Annotated in this window: 16 protein-coding genes and 1 riboswitch; of the genes, 7 read left to right on the forward strand and 9 right to left on the reverse strand. The window is 62.9% G+C overall.

Going from position 1 to position 16,529, the window contains the following annotated elements:
• Positions 1–45: 45 nt before the first annotated feature.
• Positions 46–2,184 carry a TonB-dependent receptor gene (locus QRN22_RS13460; RefSeq protein WP_197076948.1) on the reverse strand — a complete coding sequence of 713 codons (2,139 nt, stop codon included), beginning with the start codon at positions 2,182–2,184 and terminating at the stop codon, positions 46–48.
• 110 nt (positions 2,185–2,294) lie between these two features.
• Positions 2,295–2,499: riboswitch (cobalamin riboswitch) on the reverse strand.
• 114 nt (positions 2,500–2,613) lie between these two features.
• On the opposite strand from QRN22_RS13460, the gene QRN22_RS13465 reads away from it, so the two are divergent.
• The 3 genes from QRN22_RS13465 (at position 2,614) to QRN22_RS13475 (ending at position 7,340) form a co-directional block, all read left to right on the forward strand.
• The gene (locus QRN22_RS13465; RefSeq protein WP_042552183.1) at positions 2,614–3,657 is read left to right on the forward strand and encodes a LacI family DNA-binding transcriptional regulator; all 1,044 of its coding nucleotides are present in this window, start codon (positions 2,614–2,616) and stop codon (positions 3,655–3,657) included.
• 308 nt (positions 3,658–3,965) lie between these two features.
• The gene (locus QRN22_RS13470) at positions 3,966–5,126 is read left to right on the forward strand and encodes an L-talarate/galactarate dehydratase (protein WP_042552182.1); all 1,161 of its coding nucleotides are present in this window, start codon (positions 3,966–3,968) and stop codon (positions 5,124–5,126) included.
• Between the two features lie 414 nt (positions 5,127–5,540).
• Positions 5,541–7,340 carry a methyl-accepting chemotaxis protein gene (locus QRN22_RS13475; protein WP_042552181.1) on the forward strand — a complete coding sequence of 600 codons (1,800 nt, stop codon included), beginning with the start codon at positions 5,541–5,543 and terminating at the stop codon, positions 7,338–7,340.
• Between the two features lie 5 nt (positions 7,341–7,345).
• Here QRN22_RS13475 and QRN22_RS13480 read toward each other — a convergent pair whose 3' ends face one another.
• Positions 7,346–7,612, reverse strand: a complete 267-nt coding sequence (locus QRN22_RS13480; protein WP_042552180.1) for a DUF1652 domain-containing protein — start codon at positions 7,610–7,612, stop codon at positions 7,346–7,348.
• Between the two features lie 71 nt (positions 7,613–7,683).
• Positions 7,684–8,034, reverse strand: coding sequence for a hypothetical protein (locus QRN22_RS13485; protein ID WP_042552179.1), 351 nt, complete (start codon positions 8,032–8,034; stop codon positions 7,684–7,686).
• 461 nt (positions 8,035–8,495) lie between these two features.
• On the opposite strand from QRN22_RS13485, the gene QRN22_RS13490 reads away from it, so the two are divergent.
• Entirely contained in the window at positions 8,496–8,720 is a 225-nt protein-coding gene (locus QRN22_RS13490) for a PLD nuclease N-terminal domain-containing protein (protein WP_082045704.1), read from the forward strand.
• 111 nt (positions 8,721–8,831) lie between these two features.
• Positions 8,832–9,080, forward strand: coding sequence for a DUF1652 domain-containing protein (locus QRN22_RS13495; protein ID WP_042552177.1), 249 nt, complete (start codon positions 8,832–8,834; stop codon positions 9,078–9,080).
• On the opposite strand, the gene QRN22_RS13500 is transcribed toward QRN22_RS13495, so the two are convergent.
• Positions 9,074–9,529: a hypothetical protein gene (locus QRN22_RS13500; protein WP_042552176.1), complete on the reverse strand. Its 456-nt coding sequence runs from the start codon at positions 9,527–9,529 to the stop codon at positions 9,074–9,076. The genes QRN22_RS13495 and QRN22_RS13500 overlap by 7 nt on opposite strands.
• A gap of 196 nt (positions 9,530–9,725) precedes the next feature.
• Here QRN22_RS13500 and QRN22_RS13505 point away from each other — a divergent pair, with 196 nt between their 5' ends.
• Positions 9,726–9,950 (forward strand): hypothetical protein, encoded by a 225-nt coding sequence (locus QRN22_RS13505; RefSeq protein WP_042552175.1) that lies wholly within the window; start codon positions 9,726–9,728, stop codon positions 9,948–9,950.
• A gap of 89 nt (positions 9,951–10,039) precedes the next feature.
• On the opposite strand, the gene QRN22_RS13510 is transcribed toward QRN22_RS13505, so the two are convergent.
• Both QRN22_RS13510 and ycaC read right to left on the reverse strand, forming a co-directional pair.
• The gene (locus QRN22_RS13510; RefSeq protein ID WP_042552174.1) at positions 10,040–12,397 is read right to left on the reverse strand and encodes an FdhF/YdeP family oxidoreductase; all 2,358 of its coding nucleotides are present in this window, start codon (positions 12,395–12,397) and stop codon (positions 10,040–10,042) included.
• Between the two features lie 208 nt (positions 12,398–12,605).
• Positions 12,606–13,238, reverse strand: a complete 633-nt coding sequence (gene ycaC / locus QRN22_RS13515; RefSeq protein WP_042552173.1) for an isochorismate family cysteine hydrolase YcaC — start codon at positions 13,236–13,238, stop codon at positions 12,606–12,608.
• A gap of 160 nt (positions 13,239–13,398) precedes the next feature.
• On the opposite strand from ycaC, the gene QRN22_RS13520 reads away from it, so the two are divergent.
• Complete coding sequence (locus tag QRN22_RS13520) at positions 13,399–14,304, forward strand: LysR substrate-binding domain-containing protein (protein WP_042552172.1); 906 nt, start codon at positions 13,399–13,401, stop codon at positions 14,302–14,304.
• Positions 14,305–14,375: 71 nt separating this feature from the next.
• Here QRN22_RS13520 and QRN22_RS13525 read toward each other — a convergent pair whose 3' ends face one another.
• The 3 genes from QRN22_RS13525 to QRN22_RS13535 form a co-directional block, all read right to left on the reverse strand.
• Positions 14,376–14,735 (reverse strand): hypothetical protein, encoded by a 360-nt coding sequence (locus QRN22_RS13525; RefSeq protein WP_042552171.1) that lies wholly within the window; start codon positions 14,733–14,735, stop codon positions 14,376–14,378.
• Positions 14,722–15,195, reverse strand: coding sequence for a hypothetical protein (locus QRN22_RS13530; RefSeq protein WP_042552170.1), 474 nt, complete (start codon positions 15,193–15,195; stop codon positions 14,722–14,724). Before QRN22_RS13530 ends, QRN22_RS13525 begins: the two co-directional genes overlap by 14 nt.
• A 310-nt stretch (positions 15,196–15,505) precedes the next feature.
• The gene (locus QRN22_RS13535) at positions 15,506–16,384 is read right to left on the reverse strand and encodes a serine hydrolase domain-containing protein (protein ID WP_042552169.1); all 879 of its coding nucleotides are present in this window, start codon (positions 16,382–16,384) and stop codon (positions 15,506–15,508) included.
• Positions 16,385–16,529 lie beyond the last annotated feature (145 nt).

Here is a 16,529-nt window from a genome sequence, read left to right on the forward strand (position 1 = left end):
GACTCCTTCTTGTGGGCGCACCGGGATGGCCCGGTGCGCCAGCGTTTAGAAGCTGTAGTCAGCGGTAACGAAGAACGAACGCGGTTGGCCCAGGTACCATTGTTCGCCATCACTGCTGCTGGTGGTGGCGTACTGGCGGTCGAACAGGTTGTTCAACTCCAGCCCCAGGCGTACCTCCGGCAATACCTGCCAGGCGACGTTGGCATCTACCACGGTATACCCAGGAATCTCCACGGTATTGGCCGTATCGGCATAGCGCGTATCGACATAGCGGGCGCCGATACCGGCCTCCACCTGTTCGTTCAACGCCTTGCTCAACCAGAGGTTGGCGGTACGGCGCGGCACATCGGTCGGGCGATTGCCACTGCGGTCACCACCGGCTTCGGTGAAGTCGTCGTACTCGGCACGCACCAGCGCGGCGTTGGCAGAGACCTGCCAGCCCTGCCCCAGCGCCAGCTCCAGCGTGGCTTCCAGACCATCGGAAGATTGCTGACCGATCTGCTCGGTCGGTGCCGCTGGCGTGGCACGGCTGAGCAGCTTCTCCTTGACGATGTGATAGGCGGCCAGTGTCCACTCGCCACGTCCCTCCCAGAATGCGTGCTTGAGGCCGAACTCGGTCTGGCGCGCCTCGCTCAGGTCGAACTGCTGCTGGGCCGGGCTCAGCGTGAGCAGGTTGCTCACGCCCTCGGTGCTGGTGGCGTACTGCCCATAGAGCGACAGTTCCGGGGTCAGTTCGAAGACCAGCCCGGCGCGCCAGTTATCGCCGCTCAAGCTGCGATCGACACGCGAGTCATCGTCTAACGCGGTGCGATCGATATGCACCTGATCACGGCGCACACCGGTGACCAGAGACAGGCGCTCGGTGAGCTGGGTACGGTTCTCGGCGAACAGCGAGAACTGCCTGGCCTGGTTGAGCTCCCGCGGCCGGTAGCGATCATCGCTCAGATACGAGCCGCCGCCGGACTGTGCCAGCGGCACGACATCGCCAAGGCTGTTGTCGAAATCGTGATGGCGGGCGAAACGGATGCGGTTGTAATCGACACCCACGACGCTGCGGCTGTCGAGCCCGAACAGCGGATGGTCGAGGGTGAAGCTCTGGCGATCACCCACCTGTTCCTGAGTGTGCTTGATGCGCCAGAAGTCGCCACGCTCGACCAGATCACCCGGTTGCCAGCGATAGGCCTCGGCATTGCGCCAGTAGCGCTGGGTCTTGATGTAGTAGAGCTGGTTGCTGGCACTGAGGGTGTCGCTGATCTGCCAGTCGGTGACCAGACGGGTGATCTGGTCGTGGTACTGAATATCGGCGTCCCCGACGTTGTAGTTGCGCTCACGCAGGCCCTCGCGAAAACGGCCATCGACCAGCGGCGTGCCCAGGTAGCGCATCGGCTGCTGATCGGCATGATCGTGGGACAGGGTGAAGCTCAGGTCGTCACTGGCGTCCCAGCGCAACGCCGCGCTGAGCGCCAGGCTCTCGGAATCGCCACGGTCGACCCAGCCGTTGCTGGCCTGCTGGTTGAGGGTGAAGCGGTAACTCAAGGCGTCGTTCAGCGAGCCACCGCTGTCCAGCGCAGCCTGGCGACGATCATCGCTGCCATACCCCAAGCGCAGTTGATTGCGGACCTCACCCGTGAAGGGCTTCTTCGGGATGACGTTGATCACCGCACCGGTCGCGCCCTCGCCATAGAGCACCGAAGCCGGGCCACGCAGCACGTCGAGACGCTCCACCGACCAGGTATCGACCGGAAAAGTCACGGTGCCAGCGCCGATGTACTGGCGGGTACCGTCGTACAGCTGCATGGTCGAGGCATGCCCGGAAAAACCGCGAGCCGACAGCGCGGTGCCACCGTTGCCGGGCGTACCGATCGTGGTGATGCCCGGTGTGCGGGTCACGGCATCCTGTACGGTGAGGTTATTGCGGCCACGCACTTGCGTACCGCTGAGGCTGCTGGTGCTTGCCGGCGTTTTCAGTGGGGTGAGCCCCAGGCGCGAACCGGAGGTGGTTGGCGTGTGCAGATCAGGCGGCTGCGACGACTCGTCGGCTGTGCCGGTGATCGCCGTCGACGGCAAGGCCAAGGGCTCGTCCGACTCGGCGGCCTGCACGGGCATGGCGAACAGCACGCAGGGCACCAGGCCCACGCGCAGGGATTTGCCCGACAGGGCATAGAACAGAGAAGATCGGGACATGTCGTTCCACTCGAAACAGGAATGAATGAATCCCGGAGGGAACAACGCATAGGGAATCGCAGGCGTACGAAGCCCACGGAAACCGGCCTGCGCCCGCCCACCGCGGGTTTGCCAAACTGAAGTTTCGGGCCGGTCTCCGGGCTCGCGAGGGTCATGAAGCATTCACCTTCCCATGCCGTGGCACAGTGGTCATTCGAATGCTTCGCTCGCATACCGTTGCGGGGGCAGCGCCGGACTGATCATGTTCATGACGAACCGGCTTCCCGTTTCACCCCATGCACGGCGGCATGGGACACCTGAAACTGGCGCGCATCTGACCATCCAAGCGTCGAGCCGTCAATCATCGCCATGCAGTTGCCGCGATCCGTGCACCAAGGCATCGCCTGCTGGGATAACATCGCCCGACTCGGGTTGGCCAGGAAACACAGGATGCAGCGAGACGATGATCGAGCGACCGGCAGGCGCTCTTCTAGCGCCCCCGGCAAGCCGCCGACGCTGGCGGATGTGGCCAAGGTCGCCGGGGTTTCGCCGATCACCGTGTCGCGTACGCTCAACCAGCCGGAGATCGTCCGCCCCGAACTGCGCGAAAAGGTCTTTCGAGCCGTGCACAAGACCGGCTACGTGCCGGCCATGCTCACTGGCGTGGCCGAACAGCGCAGCCGGCTGATTTCCCTGCTGGTGCCCACGGTTGCCAACTCGATCTTCTCGGACACGGTGCAGGCACTGATCGACACCCTCACCGAAGCCGGCCACGAGACGCTGATCGGCCTGACCAACTACAGCGCCGAACGCGAAGAGCAGTTGCTCGACGCCATCCTGCGGCGCCGTCCCGATGGCATCGTACTGACCGGCACCCTGCACACCAAGGCCAGCCGCACGCGCCTGTCGCGTTCGGGTATTCCCATCGTCGAGTCCTGGGATCTCGCGCCGCGGCCGCTGGACATGCTGGTGGGTTTCTCCCACGAGGCGGTCGGAGTGGCCACCGCGCGCTACCTGACGGGCAAGGGCTATCGACGTTTCGCCGTGGTGACCCTGGATGACCCCCGCGGCCACCGCCGCTGCGAAAGCCTGATCGGCGAACTGGCGAGCCAGGGCATTGCCGAGGTGCCTCGCGTGGTGTTGCCGCCGCCGGCCACGGTGAACCTCGGGCGCGAAGGCCTGCAGCGCCTGCTGGCCGGTGGCGAGCGCCCCGATGTGGTGGTGTGCAGTTCCGATACCCTGGCCCACGGCATACTCGAGGAAGCCACCGAACGGGGCATTCGCGTGCCGCAGGATCTGGCCGTGATGGGCTTTGGTGATCTGAGCAGCGCCGCGCACCTGCACCCCGCCCTATCCACCGTGTGCATCAACGGCGCGGACATCGGCGTGCAGGCCGCCCGCGCGCTGGTGCAACGCCTCGATCACCCCCATGAAGAGCCGGTGAAGGTACGCATCGATACCGGCTTTAGCATTGTTGAACGGCAAAGTGCGTGAGAGTCGACTCACATATCCAGCCCCTAATTCACTCGGCTTTGGCTGTTTAGTGGCGAAAGCGGACCTTCGATTTGGTGGGCTAAAGCCCACCCTACAGCCGCGCATCTAACCGTAGGGTGGGCCGGGCGGCGATCCGCTTCAGCCCACCAATTGGCCCCCGACTACGAACGGCTGCTTTCGCCTTGAAGCAGCCCTGAAGCTCTGCCCATTCCCTTGAATGATTACCTAATCAGCTTAACGTCCGGATTCACGTCAGTGATTTGAAGCACCTGGCGGCACCAACAAAAACGTCAAGCGAGGTAATCAACGTGAGCGAACAACCCCTTTCCCAAGGCTGTGCAGACCAGGATCAGATCGCCTGGATTCGTATCGCTTCGGTGTTCCTGCCCCTGGCCAACCCGATCAGCGACGCCAAGGTGCTGACCGGCCGACAAAAGCCGATGACCGAGATCGCCATGCTGTTCGTGGAGATCGAAAGCAAGGATGGCCATCGCGGCCTTGGCTTCAGTTATTCGAAACGCGCGGGCGGCCCCGGCCAGTTCGCCCATGCCCAAGAAATCGCCCCGGCACTGATCGGCGAAAACCCCAGTGACATCCAGAAACTCTGGACCAAGCTGTGCTGGGCCGGCGCCTCGGTCGGCCGCAGCGGTCTGTCGACCCAGGCCATCGGGGCCTTCGACGTCGCCCTGTGGGACATGAAGGCCAAGCGTGCCGGCCTGTCTCTGGCACGCCTGCTGGGCGCTCAGCGCGACTCGGTGCGCTGCTACAACACCTCCGGCGGCTTCCTGCACACGCCCCTCGACCAGTTGATGAAGAACACCGACCTGAGCCGTGAAAAAGGCATCGGTGGCATCAAGCTCAAGGTCGGCCAACCCAACTCGGCCATCGATATCGAGCGCGTCAGCACCGTACGCCGCCACCTGGGCGACGACTTCCCGCTGATGGTCGACGCCAACCAGCAATGGGATCGCCCGACCGCCCAACGCATGTGTCGCCAGTTCGAAGCCTACAACCTGGTGTGGATCGAAGAGCCGCTGGACTGCTATGACGCCGAAGGCCACGCGGCCCTGGCGGCGGCTTTCGATACGCCGATCGCCACCGGAGAGATGCTCACCAGCGTCGCCGAGCACGCCGAGTTCATCAAGACCCGTGGCGCCGACTACCTGATGCCGGACGCGCCTCGAGTTGGCGGTATCAGCCCATTCCTGAAAATCGCCTCGATGGCCGAACAGGCGGGCTTGATGCTGGCCCCGCATTTCGCCATGGAGCTGCACGTGCACCTTGCCGCGACCTACCCCACCGAGCCCTGGGTCGAGCACTTCGAATGGCTGGAGCCGCTGTTCAACGAGCGCCTGGAAACCCGCGACGGACGCATGCTGGTCCCGACCCGCCCGGGTCTCGGCCTGTCGCTCAGCGACCGGGTCGCCGGCTGGACCGCCCAGGAAGTGGAGATCGGCCAGCGCCGCTAACCCACCCGACGCCGTCACGGCGATTTAGGATGAACCGGAGCGCGTCGCTGACGCTGTCTTCATCCACCGCTACGGCTACCGGTTGGTGACGCGTCACCTGTATGTAGGGTGGATGACGCTCTTTTCATCCACCACTGCGTTTGGCGATTGGTGGATGGGTCGGGCCGCGCAGGCAAGCGTCGGCTACGCGCCCCGGCCCACCCTTGCAATGCAATCGCCAATCAGCAGCTACAATCGTCGATGGTGGCACTTTAACTGCCTGAGTTGGGGCACTAAACTGCGCGCCCTTCACGCGGACAATTCCCTTGGATTAAGCGCGTAACGTCGCCGAAAGCTGCGCTGGCCATTAAAGCTTCCGCGCTGCCGGTCGAATAAAAGGAAACCCAAGGATATTTCTTAGCCAGGAGCTGCGGCATGCAGTCGTTGAAGTCGCTGTACGATTCGATCGAGATGCACTTTTTCGATACCTTGACCAAGAAGCTGTCCAGCCTTTTTCTGCTGGTGGTGGTCAGTGGCCTGCTGTTCTGGGTGGCCATCAGCCTGCGTGCCGACATCCTTCAGCAACTGCATGCCGCGCAGATCGATGCCGCCTTGCTGAGCCGCGTCGAAGCCAAGCTCGATACCCTGGGCAACGCACTGTTGCTCAGTGCGCTGTTCACCCTGGGCATGGTCAGCTTCATGGTCTGGTACTTCCGCCACCTGATCGTGCGCCCGGTCGACAACATGACCCGCGCCCTGGAAGAGATCGCCAACGGCGAAGGTGACCTGTCCCGCGATCTGCCCCTGCTGACCCACGATGAAATCCGTACCCTGGCCAGCACCTGCAACCGCTTTCTGGCCAAGCAACGCGAGATCATCAGCAACGTGCAGGCACTCACCGTGCAGATCGCCGTGGAGTCCGCCCGCTCGCTGAAGAACATCAGCGATTCCAGCGAGAGCGCCACCCACCAGGCGCGCTTCGCCAATGAAGTGATGAGCGAGAGCAACAGCGCCGTCGGCCGCATCGAAGAAGTGTCGCAACAGACCCAGGCGATCTCCGGCACCACCGCACAGAACCTCAGCATGGCCCGCGACTCCTACGCCGAACTGCTGGAGGTGACCGGCAACATCGGCGCCATCTCCAATAGCCTCAACGAATTCGGCACCCTGGTTTCCGCCCTCAACGAGCGCTCGTCGAACATCAAGTCCATCGTCGGGCTGATCCAGCAGATCTCCTCGCAGACCAACCTGCTGGCCCTCAACGCGGCCATCGAAGCCGCCCGCGCCGGAGAAAGCGGCCGTGGTTTCGCCGTGGTGGCCGACGAGGTACGCACCCTGGCGCAAAACGTCAGCCGCGCCACTGGCGACATCTCGCAGAACATCGACGCCATGCTCAAGGAAGTGGGTTCGACCCACGAGCAGACCGCACTGATCAGCACCAGTGCCCGGGAAACCCAGGTGGTGGTCGAACGCGCCACTGGCCATTTCGAAAGCATGATCGTCGACTTCGAATCCACCAACGGCAAGCTCGCGGAAATCGCCGAGCACATCCAGCAGGTGGCCGATGCCAACACCGGCATCAACGAGCGGGTCACGCAGATCCATGCCGACAGCCAGGCCATCGACGAGCGCATGCAGCGCTCCGCCACCGCCACCCGTGATCTGTCCGGGGTGGCCGAGCGGGTGCAGACCTTGCTGGGTCGTTTCGTGCTGGGCCAGGGTGAGCTGGATGCTGCCATCACCCGCGCCAGCCAGTGCCGCGACATCCTGCAGGTTCGCCTGGCCGCGCTGCAGCGCGAAGGCGTCAACCTGTTCGACCAGAACTACCGGTTGATTGCCAACACCGACCCCAAGCAGTACATGACCGGCTACACCGAGCGCTTCGCGCAGATCTGCCAGGAAGAGATCGACAAGCTGACCAAGGGTACGGCCGGCGGCATCGTCACCTTCATCGTCGACAGCAAGGGCTACTGCCCGGTTAACAACAGCTGGGTATCGAAAGCGCCGACCGGCAATCGCGCCGTCGACCTGCCGGTGTGCCGCAACAAGCGCATGTTCTCCGACCCGGTGGGCCTGCGCGCCGCGACCAACACCCAGCGCTTCCTGCTACAGACCTACCTGCGCGACACCGGCGAGATCATGACCGAGATCGACGTGCCGTTCATCTTCGACGGCCGCCATTGGGGCAACATGCGCATGGGCTTCGATGCGTCGCGGCTGCTGGGCAAATCCTGAAGCCGCTAGCGGCCGGCTGAGCGCGCGTCGCGCGCCTGTTGCTCAGCATCTCGTTCGTGCAGCTCCTTACGCAGTTGCATGACGAACCGGGACAGATCACGGGATGTCGACAGGCTGCTGCGCGGCACGCCGATGATCCTCACCAGTACCTCACCGCTCGCCGGCTCGCTGATCTGCACCACCAGCGAATCATCGTGACTGACGCTGCAACGGCAGATCTTGGGTAGAAACGCCGTTTCGATGATCCGCCGCAATTCGAGTACTGACATCATCGTGCAGCCTCCCTTCAGCCATCAAGCAGATGCAAAAAGCCCCGCATCAACGGGGCCATTCCAGCGCGCTGTCAGGCGGTGGGTCGCAGGCTATCGAGGTTGCGGCGCGACCACATCATCTTCGCAGCGGTCGGGTTCACTGGCGCGCCAGTGAAGGTCGGCAGCTTGCGCGACACCCAATGGGCCCCCGTGCCCTTCCAGTTGACCTCGCCACTGACCAGCTTGCGATCGCGCAGTATCTCGCGCTGCAGGGCATGCACACCCGCCTCGCTGATCACCGACTGCTTGTCGACCGCCTTGACGAAGACATTCTCGCCGTCCTTGCTGATGGTCAGCAGGTACATGCCATCCGGGCGCGGTTTGATGGAGACCTGATGGTCAGGCAGGGCAGTGATCAACTGGTTGATGGCAGAGACGGTCATCGAGAATTCCTTATTGGCAGAAGTGGCGCACTTATCAATTCTTTGCAAATGAATAAGTGCATCACCCGTGCCAACTTTCTCGACGCTGCAATGCCCCGGTTTCCGCGGACTTCGCTTCAGCCCTGATTAATCGGCCAGTGCAAAATGCATGAACGGCAAACTTATCGGCAGGCATCATGCACGCATGGGAGAAGGCGACTGATATCAAGATGCGATTATATACTTGTATATAATCACTATTCCTGTCACCGACCATCCCTTCATACGAACTTAATATCCGGGTGCACTTCGTACCCTTATATAGCGGTGAATGAATCGCGCTATATCCATAAAGATGGCAATGCGATCTCGCATGCTGGGGGACGACTCTCATCAAGCCGCCTGCAAGCCAGCCTACCCGCTACGCAGCCCCGAGGAGCCCTGCTCATCAGGCCTCCACCCTCTCAAACAGGAGCTCTACCATGAACGATCCCTCGCTATATTTCTGGCTGGGCGCATTTGTCGTGATCGCTTTCATCGATCTGGTGGCGATCATGAACTTGTGGCGCAGCGATAAGAGCCTCAACACTCGGCTGATATGGGCCGTCGCGATAATAGCGCTCCCATTATTCGGGATAATCGCCTGGGGATATGCCGGGCCACGCGGCATGCCGAAACCGCCCTCTTCACCCGAACATAGTAAATAGCCGGTTACTTGAAAGGAATTGACACTATCTTTTAAGCCGACATTATAACGCCACCCTTCAGGCTTGACGTCGAGAGCGATTATTGTGGCAACAATGAGATTTCTGGACGCGATGGCCCTGTTGTACAACTATTTCTCGCCAATTATTGTACAAGCGTCCCTGGACTCTCCCACGCGCATGAGCGTCACCCTCGAAGAGCCCGACTCATCCACCGCCATTCATGTCAGTGACATTCCCTGCAAAACGTCACTGACACCCATGGAAGTGTTCGCGATCATTCAGCTGATCGAAGACCGGGTTCGCGCCGAAACCCCGGCTATCTTCGAACGCCACCGCATGAACACTATCCTGCGTCAGTAACCGCCAGCATCAGTCCGCGAGCGCGTATCTGGCTGCGCCTGCTGGATCGCCTCGAGCAATACCACCAGCTCCGCCGCCGACGGAATCGTCCGCCCTCCCAGGTCATCATGCACCGTCGCCTGCACACTGCTGGTCTTCAGGCCGAAGCGGTTCAGGGCATCGGTCAGCGCCTGGTCATCGAGCCCTTGCTGCGCGAGCATCCGCAACAGGCTGTCCCATACGTCGCGTAGATCCGCCTGCCGATCACGGCCGTCCGGCCAGGGATGACCAACCCGAGGTTCCGGGTGCATTTCCGCCACGGTCACCTCGCCCTCGTAAGCACGTACCGTACCGCCCGCCTCGGCCACCCTGGCATCACGCGACGCGCGGTGCCAGGCAGCCTGTGCGAGCACCGGTGAGCGGGTTGCACACAGCAGTTCGTCGTCGAGATAAATCCTGAATTCGCCCATGTTTGTTCTCCAGCATCGTGGTTGTCGAACGTCCTTTCATTCGATCCGGGTCAGCACCAGAGATTCCGAGTTTCTGCACCCGGGGGGCCGTGAAACGGCCATTTGGAAGCATCCGGATACAGACGGGAATTGTCCGAACTCACCCGTCGGATCGGCCTCCTAACTGTAGAGCCCATTCGCCAACGAGGAGAACGACATGAGCAACACACCGATCGATCAGACCCCACCGAACGCTCCGGCCAAGGATGTGCAAGGCGACGACGTCAACGTGGTGAAGAAGGAGATTCAAAGGCCAGGAGAGAAAACCGAAGCCATCGACCGCGTCATCACCCCGACCTCGATCAAGACCAAGGAGCAGGAAGCGCAGAAGATCCGGGAGAAGTCCCAGGAAGCCGAGCGCAAGATTCGTCAGCAGGACTGATGCCGCACTGCGCGGGCCGATCGCTCTGGCGGTCGGTCGCGCAGTACCTCAGCGGCGTGGCACAGCTAGGCGCCGTGCCCGAGCAGCGGCTAACGCTGCGAAGCAATCACTGCCGAATGCTGTGGCAGGGTGTCACCTGGCGCCACCGCATCGCTGAGACGCAGCGTCACCGGTATCGACTTGGCCGCCGGGACCTTGCTGCGCTCGGCATGATGCCAGAGCGGCACCAGCGGGTTGCACTCCGGGTAGTAGGCCGCGCAGCAACCCTGGGGAATGTCGTAGGCGAGTATCTGCAGCGGCCCGACCCGCCGCTCGATTTCCGGCTGCACCGCGGTGGTCACGTCCACCCAGTCGCCGGCTGCCAGCCCAAGGCGGACGATGTCGTCGGTGTTCATGAAGATCACCGAGCGGGTGCCATACACGCCGCGGAAGCGGTCGTCGTAACCGTAGATGGTGGTATTGAACTGGTCGTTGCTGCGGATCGTCATCAATTGCAGCACGTCACGCCGCACATAGGGTGCCTGCACGTCATCATCGACGCTCAACCGCCGCGGGGTAACGAATTGCGCCTTGCCGCTCGCGGTGGCCCACTCACGCTGCGCCGCGCCCAGGGGCCGGTGAAAACCGCCCGGCTCCCACATGCGCTGATTGAAGTCGCGGAAGATCTCCGGGTAGATCGTGGCGATCGCCTGGCGGATCAGGGAGTAGTCCCGGCGCCAGCCGTCCCAGTCGATGGCGACCTGCGGTGACAAGGTACTGAGCGCCAGGCCGGCGATGATCGCGGGCTCGGAGCGCAGGTGCTCGCTGGCCGGCGCGCTGCTGCCGTGCCAGCCATGGATGCAACCGGTGCTGTCCTCGGTGCTGTGGCTCTGCTCGACGCCATCCTGCCGATCGGCTTCGATGCGCCCCAGGCACGGCAGCAGCCAGGCCTGCTCACCCGGCAACAGATGGGAATGGTTGAGTTTGGTGGCCACCTGTACGTTGAGTTTGAGGCGCTGCCAGGCCGGCTCCATCCGAGCGGTATCGGGCACCGCCCGAATGAAGTTGCCCCCCAGGCTGACGAAGCCGCGCACCCGCCCGTCGAGCATGGCGCTGCAGGCGTCGACGGTGCACAGCCCGACCTTCTCAGGCACGCTGAATTTGAAGTGTTGCTCGATGAGGTCGACCGGCACCTTGGCCGGGTCTTCGGCGATACCCACGGTGCGCTGGCCCTGCACGTTGGAGTGCCCACGCACCGGGCAGATACCCGCCCCAGGCTTGCCGATATTGCCGCGCAGCAACAGCAGGTTGACCAGCATCTGCACATTCTGCACGCCCTGACGATGCTGGGTCAGGCCCATGCCATACACGATCATCACCCGCTGCGCCTGGGCATAGGTCAGCGCCGTCGCTTCCATGGCGCCACGGCTGAGCCCGGTGATGGACTCCAGTTCGGCCCAATTCTGCTCGCGCACATAACCGATGAAGTCCTCGACGCCTCTGGTGTGGGTAGCGATGAATGCGTCGTCCAGCAGGCCAGGCTCACCGCGCTGCAGGGCCGCGTCGTGCAGATCCAGTAGCGCCTTGGCCACGCCGGTGACCGCAGCGGTGTCGCCACCGATCGCCACCTGATGGTACTGGGTGCTGATCTGCGTCGAGTTCGGCCCGAGCATCTCGCCTGGTGACTGAGGGTTGACGAAGCGCTGCAGGCCACGCTCCTTGAGCGGATTGAAAGTGATGATCGGCACGTCGCGCTGCCGCGCCTCCTGCAACTGATGAAGCATGCGCGGGCTGTTGCTGCCGACGTTCTGGCCAAAGAACAGCAGGCAGTCGGTGTGCTCGAAATCATTGAGGGTCACGGTGCCGACCGGTACGCCGATGCTTTCCTGCAGGCCCACCGACGTGCTCTCGTGGCACATGTTGGAACTGTCCGGCAGGTTGTTGGTGCCATAAGCCCTGGCGAACAGCTGATACATGAACGAGGCCTCCAGCGAGGCGCGCCCGGAGGCGTAGAACACCACCTCGTCCGGTTCCATCGTTCGCAGGGTGGCGCCGATTTCCTGGTAGGCGGCTTCCCAGCTGGTTTCCTCGTAGCGGTCGGTACTGGCGTCGTAGCGCATCGGATGGGTCAGCCGGCCATGCTGTTCGAGCGCGTAGGCCGACCAGTTTCGCAATTCGGCCACGCGGTGCCGGGCGAAGAATTCCGGGCCGGTGCGTTTCGCGGTCAGCTCCCAGGCCGTGGCCTTGGCGCCGTTCTCGCAGAACTCCATGGGGTGGGTGTCACCGGGCTTGGCCCAGGCACAACTCACGCAGGCGAACCCCGAGGGTTTGTTCTGCTTGAGCAACGCCGCGCCGATCTTCACCACCGCCTGTTCACGCAGCACGATACGCGCCACGGACTTGGCCGACCCCCAGCCACCGGCTGCGTCGGTATAGGGTCGATAGCGGGTCTTCGGATCAGTCAGCATTACCCTCTCCAGCACGTTGGTGGTACTGGTACGACGAAGGCGCCTGCTGAAAGGTTCGGGTTAATGGCCCTACGGTCAGAGGGGGCGTTTATGACCTCATGTGTCCCGGCCGATCAGGCGCAGCGGCGTTTTGCCGATGGCGGGGCGCTGCATGCCAACGAGAAAAAGGCACCTGCGCGGAGGTGCCTTCATGCTCGCCGAATGGCCTTTACTTGTTGCCGGTCAGGGCCGCGTAGCTGGTCATCAGGTTACGGTAGTCCGGGATGTGGTCGGAGCAGATCTTCGCCAGCCCCTCCACATCGTTGCGCCAGTCGCGGTGCAGCTCGCAGGCCACGCCGAACCAGTTCATCAGCTGAGCGCCGGCGTTGGACATGCGGTTCCAGGCGGCGTCACGGGTGATCGAGTTGAAGGTACCGGAAGCGTCCGTCACCACGAAGACATCGAAGCCCTCCTCCAGCGCCGACAGCGCCGGGAACGCCACGCACACCTCGGTCACCACACCGGCGATGATCAGCTGCTTCTTGCCGGTGGCCTTGATCGCCTTGACGAAATCTTCGTTGTCCCAGGCGTTGATCTGGCCAGGGCGAGCGATGTACGGCGCATCCGGGAACAGCGCCTTCAGCTCGGGTACCAACGGGCCGTTGGGGCCGGTTTCGAAGCTGGTGGTAAGGATGGTCGGCAGGTTGAAGAACTTGGCCAGGTCGGCCAGCGCGAGCACGTTGTTCTTGAACTTGTCCGGCTCGATGTCGCGCACCAGCGAGAGCAGGCCAGCCTGGTGATCGACCAGCAGAACGACGGCGTTGTCTTTGTCGAGGCGGTTGTAGGTGAAGGAAGTGGTCATGGCGCGATCCTCTATTTTCAGTGGGCTGCCGAGTCGTTCGGCTGGATTCGTTTGGTGTCGTGCAGTTGTCGCTGCATGTGGTAAAGATTAAATTCGACACCCTTGATGCACCAGACAGCAAAATTCGCCCACAGCGTTCCATTTTCAGAACGGTATACCGATGGAAGATCTCAACACCCTCTACTACTTCACCCAAGTGGTGGAGCACGGCGGCTTCGCCCCCGCAGGCCGCGCTCTGGACATACCCAAGTCCAAGCTCAGCCGACGCATCGCCCTGCTCGAGGAGCGCCTCGGCGTGCGCCTGCTGCACCGTACCAGCCGCCATTGTTCGCTCACGGAAATCGGCCAGGAGTACTACCAGCGTTGCGTGGCCATGCGGGTGGAGGCCGAGGGTGCCGCCGAAGTGATCGAACGCAACCTCAGCGAGCCTCGCGGCCTGGTGCGCCTGGCGTGCCCGACCACCCTGCTCAACTCCTGGGTCGGGCCGATGCTGACCCGTTTCATGTTGCGCTACCCGGCCGTTGAGCTGTTCATCGAGAGCACCAACCGGCGCGTCGACCTGCTCCACGAAGGCTTCGACATCGCCCTGCGGGTGCGCTTCCCGCCGCTGGAAAACACCGACATGGTGATGAAGGTACTGGGCAACAGCCGACAGTGCCTGGTCGGCCGCCCGAACTTCCTCAAGCAGTTGCCGAAGAACTTTCAGCCCGCCGATCTGGGCCAGCTCCCGAGCCTGCACTGGGGTGGCTCGCAGCGTGAATACCAGTGGGAATTGTTCGGCCCGGATGAGGGAAAGCTGCTGATCCCCCATCGCCCGCGCATGGTCACCGACGACCTGATCGCCCTGCGCCACGGTGCCCTGGCCGGCGTCGGTATTGCCCACGTCCCGCGGGTCGCGGTGCGCGAGGACCTGGATGCCGGCACCCTGGTGGAAATGCTGCCGGGCTGGGAACCGAAGTGCGGCATCGTCCACGCCATCTTCCCCTCCCGCCGCGGCCTACTGCCCTCGGTACGCACGCTGATCGACTTCCTTGCCGAAGAGTTCCGAGAAAGCGATATGGCCTGATCCGCACGACGGTCCGCGCCCCAGGCGCCCAGGCAAAGCGGGCGCAGAGCGCCCAAAGACCAGACTCTCCGCTAAACGACGGGATGGAGCCGAGAGGCCGCGAGACCGAACACCGCCGCCAGGGCGATCAGCAGCACCAGGTTGAGCAGGATCCGCCGCCCTCTGGAAAGACCGGCAAACTCCTTGGCAACGCTCGCGACGAAGACGGCAGCCACCACCGCCATCGCTGGCATGGAAACCAGCCAGTCGGCGAGCCGGCTGTTCATCAGCAGTTCGCTGTCGGGATAGAGCCCCTGACTGATGGCCATGTAATCGGTCCTGGCATCCACCAGGCCCCAGTACGCCGCCACGGTAATCAGCTGAAGCACCAGCAGGATCAGGTTGCACAGTGTCTTCAGACGAGGGAATCGACCCGAGTCACGGCTGTGCACAGAGCGCGCTCCCGTTCTGGGTCTTGCCCATCATGTCCTTGATCACGCCACGAATCTTGGTGTCCGCCAACTGCCCGCCTTTGGACTCGACCTTGATCCGGCTGAGCGAGAAGGTGGATTCGTTGTTCGCGTCATAGATCGTGAAATTCACGTCCACGGTGCCACTGAAGGCCAGCGTCCCCTTCAGTTCCACCTCACCCAGCTTGCCAACCAGTGAAGAGCGACTGCACAGCCAGGCGTGCTTGGTCGTGTCGATCTTCATCCACGCCGTTTCGATATGCCCGGCGATCAGCGTACCGCTGTTGCCACCGATCTCGGGACCGGAGGCGATACCGAACGTCTGCGGCTGGTCGCTGCTCGAACGTCTTAGCTGGATATACACACCGCTGAACAGGCTGAAACCAATGCTGGTCTTGGGCAGAGCTGCGCCAATACCGCTGGCCAATATCTTCATTTCCATCACATGCTCCTTATGTGCACACAGGTCGGTGGCGATGTCGCTGAACAAGCATGACGAAGCAACACGCAATCCACCGTGAATGACCACGCACAACAGAAATAAATCCCCAACGCCTGCAGAAGAACGCCTTGCCCGAGCAACCCCAGGGTGGATCGCGCGTCATCGATCCAGCACGGCGGATGTAAAGAGCGACATCCGCCCTACGACGGCCGATCGCTGGTCATCGACGATGGCCCAGCCGTAAGGTGGACAACGCTTTTATCGTCCACCTTTGCGGCACCGCGCTGGCGGCTGGGTCAAGCGTCAGTCGTCAGCCAACAAGCGAGGCGACCAGTTCTGCTTCCACATCGCCTTCACGGGCGTCTTTCTGAAACACCGCGCAGGTCGCCGTACCGGCATCCGTGGTGCAGCGGTAAACCGCGATCACGCTGCCCGGCCCTACCCCGGTGTGGCCGGTTAGCAGGATGCCGCCCTCGATATCGCCCCGCATCAACCCCAGGGCATAGCCAGCGACCGTCCAGGGGCGCCCTGCAATCGGGCCACCCAGCACGCGCCGCTCCTGCATCTGCGCCAACAGCTCGGCAGGCAGCAGGCTGCCACCCAGCAAGCGGTCCAGCAGCAAGGCGGCGGCGGACACGCTGCCCACCAGCAAGCCGTGATAAACCCAGCCAGGGTGGTAGGCGGCTGCACTGCCCATATCGACGTCGCGCAAGTCCGCCGGGGTCTTCGCCAGACGAACCTCGGGCACGCCAAGTGGCTGCAACACCCGCTGCTCGATGGCGCTCCCGAGCGAGGTGCCGCTGAGCTGCTCGATCAACCGGGTGACGTACAGGTAGCCGACATTGGAATACCCCCAGCCAACCCCAGGCTGATAACGCAGACGCGTTGCATCGAGGCGCTCGAGCATTTCGCTGGCGGGCCAGGGCTCGTCGCCACGGGCAACGGCGGCGTGGTAGTCGGCAAGCTCACCGTAATCGGCCAGGCCAGCTTCGTGTTTCAGCAGTTGCCGCAACGTGAAGGGGCCGCCCAGCACGACCTCGTCGAGCGACACCAACCCATCACGCACCAGGGTCAGGGCGGTCGCCGCCAGCACGGTTTTGGTGAAACTCCACCAGGGCACCAACGGCTCAGGCAACCCCGAGGTAGCGAGCTGACCGTTTATGACCCGCTCGCATGAAAAACCAGACATCGCGCTCCACCGCCTGAAAGGCGTTTGATTGTCTTGCGGTTAGAACTCATCGGTCCAGGCGGCAGCTGGCGATGGCTACCCTGCTCAGCCGCTAGCGTGGAGCGGGCAGAGACGCAGAATCGCGCGCGTGGCGCGCTCCCACAAC

The sequence above is a fragment of the Pseudomonas sp. MEJ086 genome (assembly GCF_030209025.1).
GTDB classification, from domain to species: Bacteria; Pseudomonadota; Gammaproteobacteria; order Pseudomonadales; family Pseudomonadaceae; genus Aquipseudomonas; species Aquipseudomonas fulva_A.